Genomic DNA, 21,558 nt, shown 5'->3' with positions numbered 1-21,558 from the left:
CACGACGTCCCTCAGGCTGGAACCGGCACACCAGGTGTGGTCAGCTACACACTCCCGCCTGGCCGGTATCGGATACAAAGGCAGCCAGTGGGGTCTGAGACAACCGGCGGTGCGGTGGTCACGGGGCGGGCGAACCGCCTCGTGACCACCGGCTGCCTGACCCTCCTGATCGTGCTGATCACCGTTCTCGGCATACCCGTCTCCTGGTTGTGGTACCGGCACTGGCATGACGGGAACGTCAACAGCGAGCGCAGGGAACGGGCACGCGCAGCGATCGAGAAGCAGGCCCGTGCCCGGGCGGGCGCCACGGACCGAGCGCTCGACGCGAGCGGTACCACCGACGTCGACGCCCTGACCGGCGTCGTCTGGCAGCACTCCAAAGCTCCGGTCATCACCTACGATGCGTCCCGCCGCGAGTTCACCGCCACGGCCGCATCAGCTGCTCACTACGATGCAAAGGCCATCCTTCCCGGTGGCGGATCCGGCCGGGTGACCGGCTGCTTCGTGTTCACGTTCACCCGGCACCCCGGCCAGGGGTGGACGTCGCAGGTGTCCGAGCGCGACGATGCCACGTGCCGTCCGAGCACCCAGATCGGTCACAGGGTCCGCCTGGCCCTGACGCGTATCTCCGGCATGGACGCCGACGACCTGACGCCCGACGGCATCCAGAACGCCCTCGACCCCACGCAACGGCGTTCCTTCGACGTCAACAAGGTGGTGCCGGAAGGGGACACGACGACAGTCTTCGTCCTCGTCTCCAGCTCACACGCAGGGACCTGCCAGTGCTACCGCTTCACCCGGCCCGTCCCCGACGGCGCCGGCCGGGGTCCCGCCACCGCGGTTCCCGCGTCCTCGTGCTGACCCGGAGGTGACCCACGGCGAGCGCCGGACAGTGCCCTCATCGTGTTGACCGCCGCCGCCAGGCAGTGCTGGAGTCGGCACGTGGACAGCATCCCCGCCAACCGGCGGCTCTGGAACCGGATCAGCAGTGCCCACCAGCACGAGCACGACCCGCAGATCGGCGCCGAACCCCGGCTGTGGGGCATGTACTCCGTCCCCGACGCGCATCTGCACGCCCTGGGCGACGTCACCGGCAAGCGCGTCCTCGAACTCGGCTGCGGCGCCGGCCAGTGGTCCAGGGCGCTCGCCTCCGAGGGCGCCACCGTGGTCGGGCTCGACCTGTCCGAAGCCCAACTCGCCGCCGCGTCCCGCGCGACGGGAGCGGCCCGCTACCCGCTGGTGCAAGGCGCCGCCGAACAACTCCCCTTCGCCGCCGACAGCTTCGACCTGGAACACGCAACGGCCACAACGAGACCGACCCACCCGACTGGGCACACCGCTGGCCGGCGGAACTGCTCCGGGTGACCCACAAACCGTGAGTTCCGCCGCGCCGGGACGTGAAGGCCCCCTGTCGCCGGACAGGCCGGGCCCTAGCACTCGATGATGTTCACCGCCAGCCCGCCCCGGGCCGTCTCCTTGTACTTCACCGACATGTCCGCGCCGGTGTCCTTCATCGTCTTGATGACCTTGTCCAGGGACACCTTGTGGGAGCCGTCGCCGCGCATCGCCATGCGGGCGGCCGTGACGGCCTTGACCGCGGCCATGCCGTTGCGTTCGATGCAGGGGATCTGGACCAGGCCGCCGACCGGGTCGCAGGTGAGCCCGAGGTTGTGCTCCATGCCGATCTCGGCGGCGTTCTCGACCTGCTCGGGCGAGCCGCCGAGGACCTCGGCCAGGGCGCCCGCGGCCATGGAGCAGGCGGAGCCGACCTCGCCCTGGCAGCCGACCTCGGCGCCGGAGATGGAGGCGTTCTCCTTGAAGAGCATGCCGATCGCGCCCGCGGCGAGCAGGAAGCGGACCACGCCCTCCTCGTCGGCGCCCGGCACGAAGTTCATGTAGTAGTGCAGGACCGCCGGGATGATCCCGGCGGCGCCGTTGGTGGGGGCGGTGACGACCCGGCCGCCGGCGGCGTTCTCCTCGTTGACCGCCATGGCGTAGAGGGTGATCCACTCCATGGAGAGGGCCAGCGGGTCGCCCTCGGAGCGCAGCTTGCGCGCGGTGTTCGCGGCCCGGCGGCGCACCTTGAGACCGCCGGGCAGGATGCCCTCCTGGGACAGTCCGCGCGCCACGCAGTCCCGCATGACCTGCCAGATCTCCAGCAGTCCCGCGCGGATCTCCTCCTCGGTGCGCCAGGCCCGCTCGTTCTCCAGCATCAGCGCGGAGATGGACAGGCCCGTCTCCTCGGTCAGGCGCAGCAGCTCGTCACCCGTGCGGAAGGGGTACTTCAGCACGGTGTCGTCGAGCTTGATGCGGTCCGCCCCGACCGCGTCCTCGTCGACGACGAAACCGCCGCCGACCGAGTAGTACGTCTTCGTCAGCAGCTCCGCGCCCGAGGCGTCGTACGCCCACAGCGTCATGCCGTTCGCGTGGTACGGCAGGGCCTTGCGGCGGTGCAGGACCATGTCGTCGTCGAAGGAGAACGCGATCTCGTGCTCGCCGAGCAGGTTCAGCCGCCCGCCGGTCCTGATCGCCTCCACCCGCTCGTCCGCGCTCGCCACGTCGACCGTGCGGGGCGAGTCGCCCTCCAGGCCGAGCAGCACCGCCTTGGGCGTGCCGTGGCCGTGTCCGGTCGCGCCGAGCGAGCCGTACAGCTCCGAGCGGACCGAGGCGACGGACCCCAGAAGCCCCTCGTTGCGCAGCCGCCGGACGAACAGGCCGGCCGCCCGCATGGGGCCGACGGTGTGGGAGCTGGACGGGCCGATGCCGATCGAGAACAGGTCGAAGACCGAGATGGCCACGGGGAACTCCTGACTACGGGGTGGTGCAGAGGGGGTGGGTGCCGCGACCGCTTGTGGCGGGCGCGGCACCCGAAAGGTTTCTTCGTTACTTGTTCAGACCCGGGTACAGCGGGTGCTTGTCGGCCAGGGCCTTCACCCGGGCCTTGAGGGCCTGCGCGTCGTAGGCGGGCTTCAGCGCTTCGGCGATGACGTCCGCGACCTCCGCGAAGTCCTCGGTGCCGAAGCCCCGGGTCGCCAGGGCCGGTGTGCCGATCCGCAGACCGGACGTCACCATCGGCGGACGCGGGTCGTTCGGGATCGCGTTCCGGTTGACGGTGATGCCCACCTCGTGGAGGCGGTCCTCGGCCTGCTGGCCGTCCAGTTCCGAATGGCGCAGGTCGACCAGGACCAGGTGCACGTCCGTGCCGCCGGACAGGACGTCCACGCCCACCGCCCGGACGTCGTCCTTCACCAGGCGCTCGGCCAGGATGCGGGCACCGTCCAGCGTACGGCGCTGGCGCTCCTTGAAGTCCTCCGAGGCGGCGACCTTGAAGGCGACGGCCTTGGCGGCGATCACGTGCTCCAGCGGGCCGCCCTGCTGACCGGGGAAGACGGCGGAGTTGATCTTCTTGGCCAGTTCGGCCGTGGAGAGGATCACACCGCCGCGGGGGCCGCCCAGGGTCTTGTGGGTGGTGGTGGTGACCACGTGGGCGTGCGGCACCGGGTTGGGGTGCAGCCCGGCCGCGACAAGACCGGCGAAGTGGGCCATGTCCACCATGAGGTACGCGCCGACCTCGTCGGCGATCCGGCGGAACTCCGCGAAGTCCAGCTGCCGCGGGTACGCCGACCAGCCGGCGACGATCAGCTTCGGCCGGGACTCCTTCGCCAGCCGCTCCACCTCGGCCATGTCGACCCGGCCGTCGTCGCCCACGTGGTAGGCGACGACGTCGTAGAGCTTGCCGGAGAAGTTGATCTTCATGCCGTGGGTCAGGTGCCCGCCGTGCGCGAGGTTCAGACCCATGATGGTGTCGCCCGGCTTGAGCAGCGCGAACATCGCGGCCGCGTTGGCCTGGGCGCCCGAGTGCGGCTGGACGTTGGCGTGCTCGGCGCCGAACAGCTCCTTGATGCGGTCGATCGCGATCTGCTCGACCACGTCGACGTGCTCGCAGCCGCCGTAGTAGCGGCGGCCCGGGTAGCCCTCGGCGTACTTGTTGGTGAGGACCGAGCCCTGCGCCTCCATGACCGCGACCGGAGCGAAGTTCTCCGAGGCGATCATCTCCAGCGTGGACTGCTGGCGGTGCAGCTCGGCGTCGACCGCCGCGGCGACCGCCGGGTCGAGCTCGTGCAGGGGTGTGTTCAGGACGGACATACGACTCCCTCAGCCCGCGGAGAACGCGGTGTACTCGTCGGCGGAGAGCAGGTCGGCCGGCTCGTCCGTGATCCGCACCTTGAACAGCCAGCCGCCCTCGAAGGGGGCCGAGTTCACCAGGGACGGGTCGTTCACGACGTCCTCGTTGACCTCGATGACCTCACCGGAGACCGGGGAGTACAGGTCGGACACCGACTTGGTCGACTCCAGCTCGCCGCAGGTCTCACCGGCGGACACCGCGTCACCGACCTCGGGAAGCTGGACGAACACCACATCGCCGAGCGCGTTGGCCGCGTGCTCCGTGATGCCGACCGTCGACACGCCGCCCTCGGCGGCCGACAGCCACTCGTGCTCCTTGCTGTAGCGCAGCTCTTTGGGGTTGCTCATGGCCTGGATTCTCCTGTACGCGCGGGAGTGCTGTGGAAGGGGGGACTGCTGGTGAGCTGGGACGACGGGCTCGGGGGCGCTGTCGCGGCCCTTCGGCCAGTGTCTACTTCTGACGCTGGTAGAACGGCAGCGCCACGACCTCGTACGGCTCGTGACTGCCCCGGATGTCCACACCGACACCGGCCGTGCCCGGCGTGGAGTACACGGCGTCGACGTAGGCCATCGCGATCGGCTTGCCCAGTGTGGGGGAGGGGGCCCCGGAGGTGACCTCGCCGATCACCTTGCCCTCGGCGACGACGGCGTACCCGGCGCGGGGGACCCGGCGGCCCTCGGCGATCAGGCCGACCAGGACGCGCGGCGGCTCGTGGTTCGCGTTCTCCGCGGCCTCACGCAGGGCCGCGCGGCCCACGAAGTCGCCCTCCTTCTCAAACTTCACCACCCGTCCGAGGCCGGCGTCGAAGGGCGTGAGGGAGGTCGACAGCTCGTGCCCGTACAGCGGCATGCCCGCCTCCAGGCGCAGCGTGTCGCGGCAGGAGAGACCGCAGGGCACGAGGCCGACGCCCTCGCCGGCCTTGGTCAGGGCTTGCCACAGCTCGACCGCGTGCTCGGGCTTCACGAACAGCTCGAAGCCGTCCTCGCCGGTGTAACCGGTCCGGGCGATCAGGGCCGGCACGCCCGCGACCGTGCCGGGCAGCCCGGCGTAGTACTTCAGGCCGTCGAGGTCGGCGTCGGTCAGGGACGCCAGGATCCCGGACGACTCCGGACCCTGGACGGCGATCAGCGCGTAGGCGTCCCGGTCGTCACGCACCTCGGCGTCGAAGCCGGCGGCGCGCTCGGTCAGCGCGTCCAGGACGACCTGGGCGTTGGAGGCGTTGGCGACCACCATGTACTCGGTCTCGCCCAGGCGGTAGACGATCAGGTCGTCCAGGATGCCGCCGTCGGCCCGGCAGATCATGGTGTAGCGGGCGCGGCCCGGCTTCACGCCGCCGATGTTGCCCACCAGGGCGAAGTCCAGCAGGGCGGAGGCCTGCGGGCCGGTGACGGTGATCTCACCCATGTGGGAGAGGTCGAAGAGGCCGGCCTTTGTGCGTACGGCGATGTGCTCGTCGCGCTCGGAGCCGTAGCGCAGGGGCATGTCCCAGCCGGCGAAGTCGGTCATCGTCGCGCCGAGCGAACGATGCAGGGCATCGAGCGCGGTGTGACGGAGTTCTCCTGTACTGCTCACGGTCGGTCGTCTCCCAGATGCATGACACGGGCGAGGTCGGTCCTCCCCATCTGTCATCGGAACCTGAGAGGTTCGCCATGACCACACGGGACACGGCTTGCACCTTGGGTGGAGCCACCGGTGGCCGGTGACTCGCTTTTCAGATGTGCCTCGCCCGCGCGGTAACGGGGCCTGAGAGATTCAAGGGAGGGACTTGCTCCTTCGGCGCCCCAGCTCTTGCGGCTGCTGGGGACTCTCCCGCGCGGATTCAAACGGCCGGTATGCAGTTGGCGCGCACATCATTGCACGCATCCTTCCGGCGCGGCAGGGGGACCTTTCCCAGGGAGTGCACGAGTCCCGCCCGCCGGACACCGCGACCTGTAGCAGCCCTGTTGCAGGACGAGAACGTAAATGAGAGGCCTGCGGCATTACCTTCTCTTTACACTCGGCGGGGATGGGACTCCGTACCTGGCCCCAGGGGAGGACGATCACGGTGAACAGGACCACCGCGTACGCGACGACGGGCATCGCGCTGCCCGAGCAGCCGGCCGTTCCGGCCCGGGCGGTCCGCGCCCCGGCGCCGGCACCGGTCGTCCGTGATCTGCGCGACCGCGCCGGCCGCGGCCCGCACGCGCTGCTGTTCGGCCCCCGCGACCTGGTCGTGGTCACGGGCCTGCCCGGCAGCGGCAAGTCCACGCTGATGCGGCGCACCGTGCCGGGCCGGCGCGTCGACTCCCAGGACACCCGTGACCGCTGGGCCCGCCGCATGCCGCGGGCCCTGCCGTACGCGCTCTACCGCCCGTTCGTCCGCCTCTCCCACTACGCCGGGCTGCGCCGCGCCCTGCGCACCGGCGAGGGCGTCGTCGTGCACGACTGCGGCACCCAGGCCTGGGTCCGCCGCTGGCTCGCCCGTGAGGCCCGCCGCCGGGGCGGCACGCTCCACCTGCTCCTCCTCGACGTCACCCCCGAGCAGGCCTTGGCCGGCCAGCGCGACCGGGGCCGCGGCGTCTCGCGCTACGCGTTCCTGCGCCACCGCGCCGCCAGCACCCGCCTCCTGCGCGCGGTGGAACGCGGCGACCTCCCCTCCGGCTGCGGTTCGGCCGTCCTCGCCGACCGCGACGCGGCGAACGCGCTCCGGAGAATCGGCTTCACGGGCTGAGGGACGGCGCGGGGGCACGGAGGTGACGGTGCGACAGGCCACGGCTGTCCACCGCGGGGCTGCGACTTGCCCGGCTGCGGGGGCCGCCGGTTGCGAGACCCCGGTACGCCGGCCACGTGACGCCTGCCGCTGGACCGGGCCTCGGCCGATGGACGCCGGAGAGCGGCACGTGCCAGCGGCTGTCGGTGACCTGGCGTCTGCCGCTGGACCGGGACGTCAGCCCCCAGTTGCCGGGGCGTTGGCCACCGACCGTCGAACGCCTGACGCCTGACGTCGGCCCGGGGTGCCGGACGCCGGCCCGGGGTGCCGGACGCCGGCCCGGGGCGCCTGACGCCGGCCCGGAGCGCCGGACGCCGGAGAGCGGCACGTGCCAGCGGCTGTCGGTGACCTGGCGTCTGCCGCTGGACCGGGACGTCAGCCCCCAGTTGCCGGGGCGTTGGCCACCGACCATCGAACGCCTGACGCCTGACGCCTGACGTCGGCCCGGGGCGCCTGACGCCGGCCCGGGGTGCCGGACGCCGGCCCGGAGCGCCGGACGACGGAGCGCGGCGCCTGCCATCGGCTGTCGCTGAACCGGGGCCTGCTGGTGGAGCGGGGCGCCGGGTTGCCGGGCACCGTGGTGTCGGCCACCCGCGCCGGCCGTCGGCCCGGCGCACCGCCACCGGTCACCGAACCGCGGGCGGGGTTTCCGGACTCAGAGCTTCCCCCTACGGTCGTGCACTCCGTCGCGGCGCTGTCCCGGTCCGGACCCGGACAGGAGCGCGCGGCCGGGGTGACGGCCCGGCTCCGCATCCGCCCGCACTCCCCACCCCCTCATCCCGTCCCGTCCCATCTCATCCCGTCCCCTCCTCCACAGCCCTGCCTCCCCGCCTCCCGCAGCCGTTAGCCTTTGAGCCACAGCAGTGGTTCCAGGCAGGCGGTAGGCAGATGGACATCCCGGCGGGCTTCTCCGCGGACTTCCCGGCGCAGACGCAGACCCACCCGCACGGCGGTTGGCCCGGCAACGAGCTGGAGGAGGTGCTCTCGGCCTCCCTCGGCGCCGGCCCGGCGGCCGGCGGGCGGATCGTCGAGGTGCTCGGCCGGAGCTTCGTGTGGATTCCGCTGCCCAGCGGCGGCGGCCCGCACAGCGGCCCCCTCGACCTGCCCGGCATCGAGATCGACGGCCAGGCCTTCGTGCCGGTGTTCAGCTCCGAGGAGCAGTTCCGCCAGGTCGTCGGCTCCCACATGTCGTACACCATCGCGCCCGCCGTGGAGTTCGCCCGCGGCCTGCCCCCGCACGCGGGCATCGCCGTCAACCCGGGCGGCGTGGTCGGCATCCCGCTCCCGCCGCCCGCGGTGGCCGAGCTGTGCCGGGCGGGCCGGACCCCGCTGGACGGCCCGGCGAGCGGCGGCCGGGTCCGCCTCTTCGAGCCGGACTGGCAGGAGGATCCGGTGGACTTCCTCGCCGCCGCCTCCGCGGAGTTCGAGGCGACCGGTGTCGTCGTCACGGCCCGCCGCTGCCTCGCGGCCATCGAGACCGCAGACCCCGTGATGTTCGTCGGCGTCGAACTCTCCCAGTGGGAAGGCGACCTGCGCGCCCTCCCCCTGGATGCCCTCACCCGCGCCGTCAGCGCCGTCCCGGCCCCCTGGCCGGTCAACCTCGTCCTCCTGGACGTGGCGGAGGACCCGGTGGGCGCGTGGATGCGGGACCGGGTCCGGCCCTTCTACCAGCGGTAGGGCAGCCCACTCAGCGGCGCGAGACTGTATCGTCATGCGGCTCCGCCGCGTGAACGCGATCAACCACACACGACCCGCACCCGCCCGACGGCATAACCCCCGGGGCACCCCTGCGGGCTTAAGCTAGGGCACCGTCGAGGCGTTGTACGAAGGGGCGGTAAAGGTGAGCGCGAGCGGCACGGCCGCGGCCGGACAGGTCGAGCACATGCTGCGCCAGGTCACGCCCGGGCGTTACGACGCCTACGAGGCTCTCCTGCGCGCGCTCGCGACCCCGCACACCGGCCAGATCTGGATGCTGCTGTGGCAGGGCCAGGCCGGCTCCCCGGACGCCCAGTACGGAAACATGGACGTCGACGGCTTCGGCTACGCCCCCTGCGTGACCTCCGCCCAGGAGCTCTCCGCCAGCGGCTGGAACCGCTCCTACGAGGTGATCGACGGCGTCGACGTCGCCCGTGCGCTCTACCCCGACCACTACGGCCTCTGGCTCAACCCGCACGCCCCCGGTGGCGGCGTCGGCATCCCCTGGCTGGACCTGCGCCGGATCGCCACCGGCCTGGACCGCCAGCCCGCCGGCCCCCTGCGGCTGTCCGAACCCGCCATCGAGATCCCGCAGTTCTACGCCCTGCTCGCGCAGAACGCCCACCGCACCCCGGCCGTCCGCTCGCTGCGCCGCGCCTGGGTGCAGCCCGCCCTCGGGGCGCCGTACCTCGCCATCGGACTGGACGTGTACGACACCTCGCCGCCGGCCGTGGACTCCGTGCGCGCGATGATGCAGCAGTCCCTCGGCGCCGTGCCGGACGGGCTCCCCGTGTCGACGGTCGCCATGTCCGACGAACACGACCCGGTCGCCATGTGGTTGCGCGCCACCGCTCGACCCTTCTACGACCGCGAGGCCCACGCCACCGCACCCGTCCAGGCACCTGCCTCCGGGTACGGCTACCCACCGGCCCAAGGCAGGTACTGACCGTCCGGAAGCAGCCCTCCGCGGCCCCTCCCGCACCCCTCCCCGAACGCGACGACCACTCAGCTCTCCGCGCGTAGATCAGGGCAGCTTGATTGCTTATGTCCTAAAATGCCCTTGTCCTCGCGCGTCCGACCCGTGTTACCCGCTGTCCGGATAACGGAACCCCCCAGACAGCATCACGTTTACGCATCCTTTCACCGCCAAGTCTGGCAACTGATCGCCAAAGCGTTGAAGACTCCCGGCAAGACACAGGCCGGGTCGGTCTCGTGTACGAGACAAACAAACCGCTACAGCGGCAGCCAGGGGCTCGGCGATCGCCGGCCCGAGAGGGGTCAATCGCACCGTGACCGCACCGATCGAGACCACCGGGGCGGAAGCCGGAGCACAGCCCGAGGCCGTGCTCTCCGGGGTCAAGAAGAGCCAGATCGAAGGGCGCTCGCTCACCCAGATCGCCTGGATGCGCTTCAAGCGGGACAAGGTGGCGATGGCGGGAGGCGTCGTCGTCATCCTGCTCACGCTGATGGCGGTGTTCTCCAAGCCGATCCAGTGGATCTTCAACCTCGATCCCAACAAGTTCAACCAGGACCTCATCGACCCCGCGCTGCTCGCCCCCAAGGGCGGCTGGGGCGGGATGAGTTGGGACCACCCGCTCGGCGTGGACCCTCAGTACGGCCGGGACATGCTCGCCCGCATCATCGACGGCTCCTGGGTCTCCCTGCTGGTCGCGGGCGGCGCCACGCTGCTGTCCGTGTGCATCGGCACCGTGCTCGGTGTCGTCGCCGGTTACTACGGCGGCTGGATCGACAGCGTCATCAGCAGGCTGATGGACACCTTCCTGGCCTTCCCCCTGCTGCTGTTCGCCATCTCGATCTCCGCCGCCGTGCAGGACGGGTTCTTCGGCCTCGAAGGCCTGCCGCTGCGCATCTGCGTGCTGATCTTCGTGATCGGCTTCTTCAGCTGGCCGTACATCGGCCGCATCGTGCGCGCCCAGACGATGACCCTGCGCAAGCGGGAGTTCATCGAGGCCGCCACGAGCCTCGGGGCGCGCGGCCCGTACGTCCTGTTCCGGGAGCTCCTCCCGAACCTCGTCGCACCGATCCTCGTCTACGCGACGCTGATCATCCCGACGAACATCCTGTTCGAGGCCGCGCTGAGCTTCCTCGGCGTCGGTATCGCTCCGCCACAGGCCTCCTGGGGCGGCATGCTCAGCAACGCTGTGGATCTCTACACGGCTGATCCGCAGTACATGTTCGTGCCCGGACTGGCGATCTTCATCACCGTCCTGGCCTTCAACCTGCTGGGTGACGGGCTGCGTGACGCCCTCGACCCTCGCAGCAAGTGATCCATCGAATGAGGGGGCTTCCTCAGGTGAAGACGAGAAGGGTGACCGCCGGCGTTGCGTCGGTCCTGGCACTGTCGCTGGGTGCTGCCGCGTGCGGCGGCGGAGGCGACGACAACGACGGGGGAGGCAACGGCAAGAAGGACGCCGCGCTGAACTCGATCGTCAACGCGTCGGACAAGAAGGGAGGGACGGTCACGTACGAGCACTCGGACGTGCCGGACTCCCTCGACCCCGGCAACACGTACTACGGCTGGGTCCAGAACTTCTCCCGCCTCTACGGCCGGACGCTCACCACGTTCAAGCCGGCGGCGGGCAAGGAAGGCCTGGAGGTCGTGCCGGACCTCGCCGAGGGGCTCGGCAAGTCCAGCCCGGACGCCAAGACCTGGACGTACAAGCTGCGTGCGGGTGTGAAGTTCCAGGACGGCACCCCGGTGACGTCCAAGGACGTGAAGTACGCCATCGAGCGTTCCAACTTCGCGCCCGAGGCGCTGTCCAACGGCCCGACCTACTTCAAGGCGTACCTTGAGGGCGGCGACAAGTACAAGGGCCCCTACAAGGACAAGTCCGCCGAGGGCATCAAGTCCATCGAGACGCCGGACGACCGGACGATCGTCTTCAAGCTGAAGCAGCCGTTCGCCGACTTCGACTACCTGGCGACGTTCTCGCAGACGGCCCCCGTGCCGAAGGCGAAGGACACCGGTGCGAAGTACGTCCAGGCCATCCAGTCCTCCGGCCCGTACCAGTTCCAGTCCTACGAGGAGGGCCGCGGCGCCACCCTCGTGCGCAACCCGCAGTGGGACGCCAAGACGGACCCGGTCCGCAAGGCCCTGCCGGACAAGATCACGATCAAGTTCAAGGTCAACCCGGTCACGGTCGACAACAACCTGATCTCCGACAAGATCACGGCTGACGCGGCCGGCACGGGTGTGCAGCCGCAGACCCAGCCGAGGGTGCTGCGCGGCAAGCTCGCCGACCAGACCGACAGCTCCTACGCGGGCGCGACGCAGTACATCGCGCTCAACGTGAACGTGAAGCCGTTCGACAACGCCGACTGCCGCAAGGCCGTGCAGTGGGGCCTCGACAAGCAGTCGGTGCTCGACGCCATGGGCGGTTCTCCGAAGGGCGACGTGGCGACCACGCTGCTGCCCCCGTCGGTGAACGGCTACACCAAGTTCGACACCTACGCGACCGAGGGTCACAAGGGTGACGTGGCCAAGGCCAAGGCGGCGCTGAAGGCGTGCGGCAAGCCGAACGGCTTCAACACGATCCTGACCGCCCGCTCCGACCGCCCCGCCGAGATCGCCGCGGCGACCGCCACCCAGGCGTCGCTGAAGAAGATCGGCATCAACGTCGAGATCAAGCAGTTCCCCTCCGGCAAGTACTTCTCCAACTTCGCCGGTGTCCCGAGCTACGTCCACGACAACAAGCTCGGCATGCTCTCGATGGCGTGGGGCGCCGACTGGCCGACCGGCTACGGCTTCCTCGACCAGATCGTCAACGGTGCCGCCATCAAGCCCTCCGGCGGCAACAACCTGATGGAGCTGGACGACCCGAAGATCAACAAGGCCCTGACGGACGCGATCGCCAACACCGACGACGCCGCCCGCACCAAGGCCTGGGGTGAAATCGACAAGATGGTGCTCGACAACGCCTCGGTCGTCCCGCTGATCTACCGCAAGAACCTGCTGCTCCGGCCGACGTCCGCGACGAACGTCACGGTCACGCAGGCCTACCTCGGCATGTACGACTACCTGCTGATGAGCTCCTCGAAGTAATTCAGCAGGCCGGATCCTTTCGAAAGGCAGGTGAAGGCACCGGGTGGCCGCGGCGGACGACCCCGCCGCGGCCACCCGGGGCCGTACAGCTGTGGCTGCGTACATCCTCCGACGCGTCATGGGCGCCGTGCTGTTGCTGCTGGTGGTCAGCGCAGTCACATTCGCCATCTTCTTCCTGGTGCCCCGTCTCGGGGGCCAGACGGCCGACCAGTTGGCCACCCAGTACGTCGGCAAGGACGCGAACCCCGAGTCCGTCGCCGCGATCAAGCAGAACCTGGGGCTGGATCTGCCCGTCTACGAGCAGTACTGGAACTTCATCAAGGGCATCGTGGCGGGCGCGGACTACCGGTTCGGTCCCGACGCGACGCACTGCAGCGCACCCTGCTTCGGGTACTCCTTCAAGAACCACGTCGAGGTGTGGCCCCAGCTGCTGGAGCGGATTCCCGTCTCCTTGTCGCTGGCCGTCGGTGCCGCGGTGATCTGGGTGGTCTTCGGTGTCATGACCGGCGTCGTCTCGGCGCTGCGCAAGGGCAAGCCGATCGACCGCGTCGCCATGTTCATCGCCCTCGCCGGCGTTTCGCTCCCGATCTTCTTCACCGGCCAGATCCTGCTCGCGCTCTTCGTCTACGAGATTCCCATCTGGGACAGCGTCGACTACGTCCCGTTCACCGAGAACCCCGCCGAATGGGCCTGGCACCTGGTGCTGCCCTGGGTCAGCCTCGCCTTCCTCTTCTCCGCGCTCTACGCCCGGCTCACCCGGGCGGGCATGCTGGAGACGATGAGCGAGGACTACATCAGAACGGCCAGGGCCAAGGGCCTGAAGGAGACCACGGTCGTGGCCAAGCACGGCCTGCGCTCCGCGCTCACCCCGATCGTGACGATCTTCGGCATGGACTTCGGCATCCTCATCGGCTCCGCGGTGCTCACGGAGACCGTCTTCTCGCTCCAGGGCATCGGCGCCTACGCCATCCAGTCCATCCAGACGAACGACCTGCCCATCATCATGGGCGTGACCATGGTCGCCGCGTTCTTCATCGTCTTCTGCAATCTGATCGTCGACCTGGTGTACGCCGCCATCGACCCCCGGGTGAGGTACTCGTGAGCAAGCTCGACAAAGCCGCGCTCGGCGAACCGGACTCCACCGCCCCGTCCGTTCCGGACGACGTGTTCCTGTCCGTCCGTGATCTGCGCATCCACTTCGACACCGACGACGGTCTGGTCAAGTCCGTCGACGGCGTCAGCTTCGACGTGCGCAAGGGCAAGACCCTGGGCATCGTGGGCGAGTCCGGCTCCGGCAAGTCGGTGACCTCGCTCGGCGTGATGGGCCTGCACCGCTCGGCCCGGGCCAAGGTCTCCGGCGAGGTCTGGCTGGACGGCCAGGAGCTGATCACGGCCAACCCCGACGACGTACGGCGGCTGCGCGGCCGGAAGATGGCCATGATCTTCCAGGACCCGCTGTCGGCGATGCACCCCTACTACTCGGTGGGGCACCAGATCGTCGAGGCGTACCGCGTCCACCACGACGTCAGCAAGAAGGCGGCCAAGCAGCGGGCGATCGAGATGCTCGACCGCGTCGGCATCCCCGAGCCCGCCAAGCGCGTCGACGGCTACCCGCACGAGTTCTCCGGCGGTATGCGCCAGCGCGCCATGATCGCCATGTCGCTGGTGAACAACCCCGAGCTGCTCATCGCGGACGAGCCGACCACCGCCCTGGACGTCACCGTGCAGGCGCAGATCCTCGACCTGATCCGGGATCTGCAGAAGGAGTTCGGCTCCGCGGTCATCATGATCACCCATGACCTGGGCGTGGTCGCCGAGATGGCCGACGACCTGCTGGTCATGTACGGCGGCCGGTGCGTGGAGCGCGGACCCGCCGAGGACGTGTTCTCCGAGCCCCGCCACCCCTACACCTGGGGCCTGCTCGGCTCGATGCCGCGTCTGGACCGGGAGGAGACCGACCGGCTCATCCCGATCAAGGGTGCGCCGCCCTCCCTCATCAACCTCCCGTCCGGCTGCGCCTTCCACCCGCGCTGCCCGTACGCGGACATCCCGAAGGACAACGTCACCCGCACGGTCCGCCCCGAGCTGACCGAGGTCGGCGGCTCGCACTGGGCCGCCTGCCACATGTCGCAGGAGCAGCGGGAGCGTATCTGGACCGAAGAGATTGCGCCGAAGCTGTGAGCGACGACAAAACGGTGAGCACACCGGACACGAGCGGGAGCACCCTCACCCAGGGCACCACCGCCGACGGCGAGGTGCTGCTGAAGGTGACCGGCCTTCAGAAGCACTTCCCGATCCGCAAGGGCCTGCTCCAGCGGCAGACCGGCGCGGTCCGTGCCGTCGACGGCATCGACTTCGAGGTCCGCAAGGGCGAGACGCTCGGCGTCGTCGGTGAGTCGGGCTGCGGCAAGTCCACCATGGGCCGGCTGATCACCCGCCTGCTCGAACCGACCGGCGGACGGGTCGAGTTCGAGGGCCAGGACATCACGCACCTGAAGACCGGCGAGCTGCGCCCGATGCGCCGCGACGTGCAGATGATCTTCCAGGACCCCTACTCCTCGCTGAACCCCCGCCACACCATCGGCACGATCGTCGGCGCCCCCTTCCGGCTCCAGGGCGTCGACCCCGAGGGCGGCGTGAAGAAGGAGGTCCAGCGGCTGCTGTCGGTGGTCGGTCTCAACCCCGAGCACTACAACCGCTACCCGCACGAGTTCTCCGGCGGCCAGCGCCAGCGCATCGGCATCGCCCGCGCGCTCGCGCTCAACCCGAAGCTGGTCGTGGCGGACGAGCCGGTCTCCGCGCTGGACGTGTCGATCCAGGCGCAGGTGGTGAACCTGCTGGACGACCTCCAGGAGGAACTGGGCCTGACGTACGTCATCATCGCGCACGACCTGTCGGTGGTCCGGCACGTCTCCGACCGGATCGCGGTGATGTACCTCGGGAAGATCGTCGAGCTGGCCGACCGCGACAAGCTGTACAAGTCGCCCATGCACCCGTACTCCAAGGCGCTGCTGTCGGCCGTGCCGATCCCGGACCCCAAGCGCCGGGGCGTCAAGAGCGAGCGCATCCTGCTCAAGGGCGACGTGCCCTCACCGATCGCCCCGCCGAGCGGCTGCCGCTTCCACACCCGGTGCTGGAAGGCGACGGAGATCTGCAAGACGACCGAGCCGCCGCTCAAGGAGCTGCGGGCCGGGCAGCAGGTCGCCTGTCACCACCCGGAGAACTTCGAGGACCAGCAGCCGCAGGACACCAAGCTGCTGTCCTCGGCCAAGGAGGCGGCCGGCAACGGCGCCACCCCCGTGGAGAAGTGACCCACCACGAGCCCCCGCCCTCGCACATCAGGGCGGGGGCTCACTCGTGGGGGAAAATGCCCGTGTGCTCCAGCAACTCTTCAGCCCGTCCGTCCAGCACACGCTCGACCTGATCGGCATCTTCGTCTTCGCGATCTCCGGCGCCCTGCTGGCCGTGCGCAAGAACTTCGACGTGTTCGGCATGGCCGTCCTCGCCGAGGTCACCGCGCTGGGCGGCGGGCTCTTCCGGGACCTGGTCATCGGAGCCGTACCGCCCGCCGCCTTCACGGACCTGGGGTACTTCCTCACCCCGCTGCTCGCCACCCTCCTCGTCTTCTTCCTGCACCCCCAGGTGGAGCGCATCCAGGTCGCCGTGAACGTCTTCGACGCGGCCGGCCTCGGCCTGTTCTGCGTCGCCGGCACGATCAAGGCGTACGAGTACGGGCTCGGCCTGACCGCCTCCGCCGGTCTGGGACTGACCACCGCCGTGGGCGGCGGCGTGCTGCGGGACGTGCTCGCCAACGAGGTCCCCTCGCTGCTGCGCTGGGACCGCGACCTGTACGCCGTCCCGGCCATCGTCGGCTCCGCCCTGGTCGCCCTGTGCATTCAGTACGACGCCCTGAACCCGCTCACCAGCTCTCTCGCGGTGATCACGGCCTTCGTGCTGCGCCTGCTCGCGATGCGGTACCACTGGCGAGCTCCGCGGGCATGGCACCGGCGCTCGACGGTGAGCGAGGAGGAGCAGCCCGTCCTGCCGTGACGGGCCGGGCGGCCATCTGCTGGGTCAGCCAGCGGAACACCGGGACCACCTGCGGCCGCCACAGCGCCATGTTGTGACCGCCCGCGCTCTTCGGGATGTACACCACGTGCACGGTCGTCGGGGCCTTCGCGGCCTGCTCCAGGGCCACGGCGGCCTCGTAGCCGTCGTGCGGCTGGCCGGAGAGGTACAGCGCGACGCGCGGCGGGACGGGCGACCTGCGCAGCATCAGGTACGGGTTGTTCTCCGTGCGCAGGGCGGGGCTCTGCGCGGTGAGCGAGTCACGTTCGCCGATCGGGTCGTCGTAGCCGGACAGGCTCACGGCCGCCCGGTAGCGGTCGGGGTGGGCGATGGCGAGCCGGGCCGCGCAGTGCGCCCCGGCCGAGTAGCCGGCGACGGCCCAGCCCCGCGGGGCGGACTGGGCGCGGAAGTTGTCCATGACCATCTTCGGCACGTCGACGCTGAGCCAGGTGTCGGCGTCCACCGTGCCCGGGATGTCGGCGCAGCCCGTGTCGACCCCGGCCAGCAGGTTGGTGCGGGGCGCGACCAGGATGAACGGGGCCACCCGGCCGTCGCGCATCAGCGGCTCCAGCTGCTCGTGCGCGTGCAGCGAGCCGAACCACGCCTTCGCCGAGCCGGGGTAGCCGGGCAGCAGCTCCACGACCGGGAACCGGTAGTTCCGGTAGGCCGGTTCGCGGTACTGGGGCGGCAGCCAGACGTAGACCTCCGCGTTCACCCCCGACACCCGGCCCCGGAGCTGGGTCACCCGCACCCCGCCGGCCGCGCTCATCCCGGGGCCGGTGGTCGGCCTGAAGCTCTGCCGTACCTTGGGCAGCTTCGTGAGCGCGATGCCGCCGGTGCCATCGGCGCCGAGGTCGGCAGCCTGCTGCACGTGGTCGCCGGTGCCGAGCAGGTCGGCCCAGTTGTCGTACAGGTCGTTGGCGTTGTTGACGAGCGCAAAGACAAGGGCCACGGCCGTCCCCTGTGCGAACAGCAGCATCAGCGCGCGGGCCGCGGTGCGCAGGGCCCTGGGCCCGCGGATGCGCGACCAGAGGATCAGCGGACCGACGAGGGCGACGGCGGACAACACGACCAGCGTGCAGAGAAAGGGTGTCCCGGTGAGGCTCATGTCCCAACAGAGGCCGGGACCGGTCCCGGGGTTTACGGATGTATCGGACACTTACCGAGAAATTGCCCGTGTCTCACCAAGGCGTGACCCGCCCCTGCCCGAAGAGCAAAGCTACCGCTTAGTAGCACCATCTTGTACTGTTCAGCCATGTCAGAAGCAGCCACCGCCCCGGCCGCCCGGGCCATGATCGGCGACAGCGAGTTCGACCGCGACACCGCGCTCACCCGTCGCGCGCCCGGCGTCTACGACATCGACCTCTCCGCCGGCTGGACGATCATCAGCGCCGTCAACGGCGGCTACCTGCTGGCGGTCCTGGGCCGCGCCCTCGCGGACGCCCTGCCGCACGCCGACCCCTTCACGATCTCGGCGCACTACCTGACCGCCTCGCAGCCCGGCCCGGCCGTCGTCCGCACGGACGTCGTCCGCGCCGGCCGCACCCTGTCGACCGGCCAGGCCTCCCTCTTCCAGTACGACGACGAGGGCCGCGAGGTGGAACGCATCCGCGTGCTGGCTTCCTACGGCGACCTGGACACCCTGCCCGACGACGTCCGTACGGCGGCCCGGCCCCCCGCGATCCCGCCGATGGAGCACTGCTTCGGCCCCGAGGACGGACCCGCCCCCGTGGACGGCAGCTCGGCGATCACCGAGCGCCTGATGCTCAAGCTGGACCCCGCCACCCTCGGCTGGGCCCTCGGGCAGCCGTCCGGCAAGGGCGAGATGCGGGCCTGGTTCGGCCTGAAGGACGGGCGCGACTCCGACCCGCTCTCCCTGCTGCTCGCGGTCGACGCCCTGCCCCCGACCGCCTTCGAGCTCGGGCTCAAGGGCTGGGTGCCGACCGTCGAGCTGACCGTGCACGTGCGCTGCCGTCCGGCGCCGGGTCCGCTGCGGGTGGCGATCACCACACGCAACCTGGCCGGCGGCTTCCTGGAGGAGGACGCCGAGGTGTGGGACAGCGCGGACCGGCTGGTCGCCCAGTCCCGGCAGCTGGCGCGGGTCCGGCTGGGCTGAACTGTGCCTCGCTGACAGGTCTTTCCGCGTCGCAGGGGCGGCGCGTCCGGTGAACGGGCGTGCCGTCCCTGTGTGTTGTGCGGGTGCGCGCGTGGGTGTGTCGCGCGCGAGGTCAGTCCAGCCAGTGCAGCCGGCCGAGGCCGATCAGCCGCATCTGGCGGGTCGCCAGCTGTGTGGCGTGCCGGGTCCGGTCCGCGCGCTGCTCCTCCGGTCCCTCCAGGGCCTCCAGGAGCAGTGACGCCGTGCTCAGCATCTGGTCGACGTAGAGGTGCGCGAGCATCAGCAGGTCGTCCTCGCTCCAGCCGCGCGACACCGGGTCCTTCGCCAGTTCGGCCTTGACCTCCCGGGCGAAGCGGGCCAGTTGGTCCCGTATCGCCTCCCGGACCGGCTGGACTCCGCCATGTCGTTCACGGGCGATGAACCGGACATGGGCGGGGTACCCGTCGACATGACGGGCGATCAGGCCGATGGCGCGCGCGACGCGTTCCTCGGGGTCGCCCGTCGTGGACACCGTTGTCCGGATCATCGGGTGCAGGCTGCCCAGCGCCTCCTCGACCAGGGCCACGCCCAGATCCGCCGTGGAACGGAAGTGGCGGTAGAAGGCGGTCGGGGCGACGCCGACGGCGCGGGTGACCTCCCGCAGTCCCAGGCTGCTCAGGCTCTGCTCCTCCAGCAGCGCCAGGGCCGCGTCCAGGAGTGCCTGACGGGTCTTCTGTTTCTGGGCCTGTCGGATGCCGAGGGTGTGACTCATACCATGCAGTTAACAACTGTTCTCTGGAATTGAAAAGTCATGAGAGGCGCTAGACTGGGAAGTCAGTGAACAACTGTAACCACAACCGTTCACCGGAACTCTGGGGGCTGTTTCCCATGCTGTTCATCGTCGCCGCGCTCCTGCTGCTGGGTGTCGTCCTGGGCACCGTGGCTCACGCACCGCTCACCTTCTCCCTGGCAGTGGGCGCCGTCATCGCCGTCTGGCTCGGCGTCTTCGCGGTCCGCGAGCGCGGCCGCCGGCGCCACACGCAGGCCCACTGACCGTCCGCCACCCCTTCGCACCGACTTCGGGAGTCGATCACCATGCAGCTCACCGCTCCGGCCTCGCGTCGCACCGGCATCCGTGACACCGACGGCATGGCCGTCGCGTCCTTCATCCTCGGCCTGCTCGGCCTGCTCGTGTTCAACCTCTTCCTCGGCCCGATCGCCATCGTGCTGGCGAGCGTCGCCCTGTGGCGAGGCACCGAGCGCCGCGGCCGCGCACTGCTGGGCCTGGGCCTGGGCGTCGCCGACCTGCTGGTCCTCGCCGCCTTCATGGAGTTCGACAGCACCATCTCGTGGAGCTTCTGAGCCGCCGTCGGACCACCGTGAGCCGGTACGCCGCGGCCGGGCCCGGGGACGACGGGCCGACGCAGCGCCCCACGGCGGTTCACGTTCGGCCGGCCCAGCCCTGAGGCCGGTCCAAGGGGACGCCGTAGAATCGGGCTCACCATGGCTTACCTCGACCACGCCGCGACCACCCCGATGCTCCCGGAGGCGGCAGAGGCGCTCACCGCGCAGCTGGGTGCCACCGGCAACGCGTCCTCCCTCCACGCGTCCGGCAGGCAGGCCCGCCGCACCGTCGAGGAGGCCCGCGAGACCCTCGCCGAAGCCCTCGGCGCCCGCCCCAGCGAGGTCGTCTTCACCTCGGGCGGCACGGAGGCCGACAACCTCGCCGTCAAGGGCCTCTACTGGTCACGCCGTGACGCCGACCCGGCCCGCACCCGCGTCCTCGCCAGCCCCGTCGAGCACCACGCGGTCCTCGACGCCGTGCACTGGCTCGGCGAACACGAGGGCGCCACCGTCGAGTACCTGCCGGTCGACTCCCACGGCCGGGTCCACCCGGACGCCCTGCGCGAGGCGATCGCCCGCAACCCCGACGACGTGGCCCTCGCCACCGTCATGTGGGCGAACAACGAGATCGGGACCATCCTGCCCGCCCGTGAACTCGCCGGCGTGGCAGCCGAGTTCGGAGTGCCACTGCACTCGGACGCCGTCCAGGCCTTCGGCCAGATCCCCGTCGACTTCGCCGCCTCGGGCCTCGCCGCGATGACGGTCTCGGGCCACAAGATCGGCGGCCCCTACGGCATCGGCGCGCTGATCCTCGGCCGGGAGCACACCCCTGTACCGGTCCTGCACGGCGGCGGTCAGGAACGCCATGTGCGCTCCGGAACCCTGGACGTCCCGGCCATCGCCTCCTTCGCCGTCGCGGCACGGCTGGCCGCCGAGCAGCGCGCGTGGTTCGCCCGCGAGATCGGCGCCCTGCGCGACTCCCTCGTCAGCGCGGTCCGTTCCGCCGTGCCGGACGCGATCCTCGGCGGCGACCCCGACCCGCACGGGCGCCTCCCCGCCAACGCGCACTTCACCTTCCCCGGCTGCGAGGGCGACTCCCTGCTGCTCCTCCTCGACGCCCAGGGCATCGAGTGCTCCACCGGCTCCGCCTGCACCGCCGGCGTCGCCCAGCCCAGCCATGTCCTCCTCGCCACCGGCACCGATCCCGACCTGGCCCGCGGCACCCTGCGCTTCTCCCTCGGCCACATCTCCACCGAGGCCGACGTCGAGGCCCTGGCCAAGGCCATCGGCCCGGCGGTGGAACGGGCCCGGGCGGCGGGGCTGACGTAGGTCCGGGGCGCACAGGGCGCCCGGCGCGC

The 21,558-nt window shown here is 70.5% G+C and carries 21 protein-coding genes and 2 riboswitches; of the genes, 15 read left to right on the top strand and 6 right to left on the bottom strand.

What is annotated here, in order from left to right; genetic code table 11:
* The first annotated feature begins 87 nt into the window (after window positions 1-87).
* Together GTY56_RS15755 and GTY56_RS15750 are read left to right on the top strand one after the other, a co-directional pair.
* Window positions 88-861, top strand: a complete 774-nt coding sequence (locus GTY56_RS15755) for a hypothetical protein (protein WP_161365997.1) — start codon at window positions 88-90, stop codon at window positions 859-861.
* Between the two features lie 81 nt (window positions 862-942).
* The gene (locus GTY56_RS15750) at window positions 943-1,365 is read left to right on the top strand and encodes a class I SAM-dependent methyltransferase (protein WP_524540105.1); all 423 of its coding nucleotides are present in this window, start codon (window positions 943-945) and stop codon (window positions 1,363-1,365) included.
* 65 nt (window positions 1,366-1,430) lie between these two features.
* On the opposite strand, the gene GTY56_RS15745 is transcribed toward GTY56_RS15750, so the two are convergent.
* The 4 genes from GTY56_RS15745 to gcvT all read right to left on the bottom strand — a co-directional run bounded on the left by GTY56_RS15745 (window position 1,431) and on the right by gcvT (window position 5,758).
* Window positions 1,431-2,798, bottom strand: a complete 1,368-nt coding sequence (locus GTY56_RS15745) for an L-serine ammonia-lyase (RefSeq protein WP_161365996.1) — start codon at window positions 2,796-2,798, stop codon at window positions 1,431-1,433.
* An 85-nt stretch (window positions 2,799-2,883) separates the two neighbouring features.
* Window positions 2,884-4,146 carry a serine hydroxymethyltransferase gene (gene glyA / locus GTY56_RS15740; RefSeq protein ID WP_161365993.1) on the bottom strand — a complete coding sequence of 421 codons (1,263 nt, stop codon included), beginning with the start codon at window positions 4,144-4,146 and terminating at the stop codon, window positions 2,884-2,886.
* Window positions 4,147-4,155: 9 nt separating this feature from the next.
* Window positions 4,156-4,533, bottom strand: a complete 378-nt coding sequence (gene gcvH / locus GTY56_RS15735) for a glycine cleavage system protein GcvH (RefSeq protein ID WP_161365992.1) — start codon at window positions 4,531-4,533, stop codon at window positions 4,156-4,158.
* Between the two features lie 103 nt (window positions 4,534-4,636).
* Window positions 4,637-5,758 (bottom strand): glycine cleavage system aminomethyltransferase GcvT, encoded by a 1,122-nt coding sequence (gene gcvT, locus GTY56_RS15730; RefSeq protein ID WP_161365990.1) that lies wholly within the window; start codon window positions 5,756-5,758, stop codon window positions 4,637-4,639.
* Between the two features lie 40 nt (window positions 5,759-5,798).
* Window positions 5,799-5,907, bottom strand: a riboswitch (glycine riboswitch).
* Window positions 5,908-6,008: riboswitch (glycine riboswitch) on the bottom strand.
* 222 nt (window positions 6,009-6,230) lie between these two features.
* Between gcvT and GTY56_RS15725 the strand changes: the two genes are divergently transcribed.
* The 9 genes from GTY56_RS15725 (at window position 6,231) to GTY56_RS15685 (ending at window position 16,743) form a co-directional block, all read left to right on the top strand.
* Window positions 6,231-6,896, top strand: coding sequence for an AAA family ATPase (locus GTY56_RS15725; RefSeq protein ID WP_161366041.1), 666 nt, complete (start codon window positions 6,231-6,233; stop codon window positions 6,894-6,896).
* A 927-nt stretch (window positions 6,897-7,823) separates the two neighbouring features.
* Window positions 7,824-8,612 carry an enhanced serine sensitivity protein SseB gene (locus tag GTY56_RS15720; protein ID WP_107459460.1) on the top strand — a complete coding sequence of 263 codons (789 nt, stop codon included), beginning with the start codon at window positions 7,824-7,826 and terminating at the stop codon, window positions 8,610-8,612.
* A 163-nt stretch (window positions 8,613-8,775) separates the two neighbouring features.
* Entirely contained in the window at window positions 8,776-9,576 is an 801-nt protein-coding gene (locus GTY56_RS15715) for an enhanced serine sensitivity protein SseB C-terminal domain-containing protein (protein WP_161365989.1), read from the top strand.
* Between the two features lie 343 nt (window positions 9,577-9,919).
* A complete protein-coding gene (locus GTY56_RS15710; RefSeq protein WP_161365988.1) occupies window positions 9,920-10,918 on the top strand; it encodes an ABC transporter permease in 999 nt (332 codons plus the stop codon).
* Window positions 10,919-10,926: 8 nt separating this feature from the next.
* Window positions 10,927-12,693 (top strand): ABC transporter substrate-binding protein, encoded by a 1,767-nt coding sequence (locus GTY56_RS15705; RefSeq protein ID WP_202510231.1) that lies wholly within the window; start codon window positions 10,927-10,929, stop codon window positions 12,691-12,693.
* A 91-nt stretch (window positions 12,694-12,784) separates the two neighbouring features.
* The gene (locus tag GTY56_RS15700; protein WP_161365985.1) at window positions 12,785-13,795 is read left to right on the top strand and encodes an ABC transporter permease subunit; all 1,011 of its coding nucleotides are present in this window, start codon (window positions 12,785-12,787) and stop codon (window positions 13,793-13,795) included.
* A complete protein-coding gene (locus GTY56_RS15695; RefSeq protein WP_161365984.1) occupies window positions 13,792-14,874 on the top strand; it encodes an oligopeptide/dipeptide ABC transporter ATP-binding protein in 1,083 nt (360 codons plus the stop codon). Before GTY56_RS15700 ends, GTY56_RS15695 begins: the two co-directional genes overlap by 4 nt.
* Entirely contained in the window at window positions 14,871-16,004 is a 1,134-nt protein-coding gene (locus GTY56_RS15690; protein ID WP_161365982.1) for a dipeptide ABC transporter ATP-binding protein, read from the top strand. Before GTY56_RS15695 ends, GTY56_RS15690 begins: the two co-directional genes overlap by 4 nt.
* A gap of 64 nt (window positions 16,005-16,068) precedes the next feature.
* Window positions 16,069-16,743: a TRIC cation channel family protein gene (locus GTY56_RS15685; RefSeq protein WP_161365980.1), complete on the top strand. Its 675-nt coding sequence runs from the start codon at window positions 16,069-16,071 to the stop codon at window positions 16,741-16,743.
* Here GTY56_RS15685 and GTY56_RS15680 read toward each other — a convergent pair.
* Window positions 16,634-17,869, bottom strand: coding sequence for an alpha/beta hydrolase (locus tag GTY56_RS15680; RefSeq protein ID WP_161365979.1), 1,236 nt, complete (start codon window positions 17,867-17,869; stop codon window positions 16,634-16,636). The two genes, GTY56_RS15685 and GTY56_RS15680, sit on opposite strands and share 110 nt — an antisense overlap.
* 147 nt (window positions 17,870-18,016) lie before the next feature.
* Here GTY56_RS15680 and GTY56_RS15675 point away from each other — a divergent pair, with 147 nt between their 5' ends.
* A complete protein-coding gene (locus GTY56_RS15675; RefSeq protein WP_161365978.1) occupies window positions 18,017-18,877 on the top strand; it encodes a thioesterase family protein in 861 nt (286 codons plus the stop codon).
* Between the two features lie 112 nt (window positions 18,878-18,989).
* Here GTY56_RS15675 and GTY56_RS15670 read toward each other — a convergent pair whose 3' ends face one another.
* Complete coding sequence (locus tag GTY56_RS15670) at window positions 18,990-19,628, bottom strand: TetR family transcriptional regulator (protein WP_161365976.1); 639 nt, start codon at window positions 19,626-19,628, stop codon at window positions 18,990-18,992.
* Window positions 19,629-19,744: 116 nt separating this feature from the next.
* Here GTY56_RS15670 and GTY56_RS39950 point away from each other — a divergent pair, with 116 nt between their 5' ends.
* The 3 genes from GTY56_RS39950 (at window position 19,745) to GTY56_RS15660 (ending at window position 21,529) form a co-directional block, all read left to right on the top strand.
* A complete protein-coding gene (locus GTY56_RS39950; protein WP_202510230.1) occupies window positions 19,745-19,909 on the top strand; it encodes a hypothetical protein in 165 nt (54 codons plus the stop codon).
* Between the two features lie 42 nt (window positions 19,910-19,951).
* Window positions 19,952-20,218, top strand: coding sequence for a DUF4190 domain-containing protein (locus GTY56_RS15665; RefSeq protein WP_161365974.1), 267 nt, complete (start codon window positions 19,952-19,954; stop codon window positions 20,216-20,218).
* Between the two features lie 141 nt (window positions 20,219-20,359).
* The gene (locus GTY56_RS15660; protein ID WP_161365972.1) at window positions 20,360-21,529 is read left to right on the top strand and encodes a cysteine desulfurase family protein; all 1,170 of its coding nucleotides are present in this window, start codon (window positions 20,360-20,362) and stop codon (window positions 21,527-21,529) included.
* Window positions 21,530-21,558 lie beyond the last annotated feature (29 nt).

This window comes from Streptomyces sp. SID5643 (assembly GCF_009872555.1).
In the GTDB taxonomy this organism is placed as follows: Bacteria; Actinomycetota; Actinomycetes; order Streptomycetales; family Streptomycetaceae; genus Streptomyces; species Streptomyces iakyrus.
The sequence above is the reverse complement of the archived record's forward strand: the minus strand, read 5'-3'. Positions and strand labels throughout refer to the sequence as shown.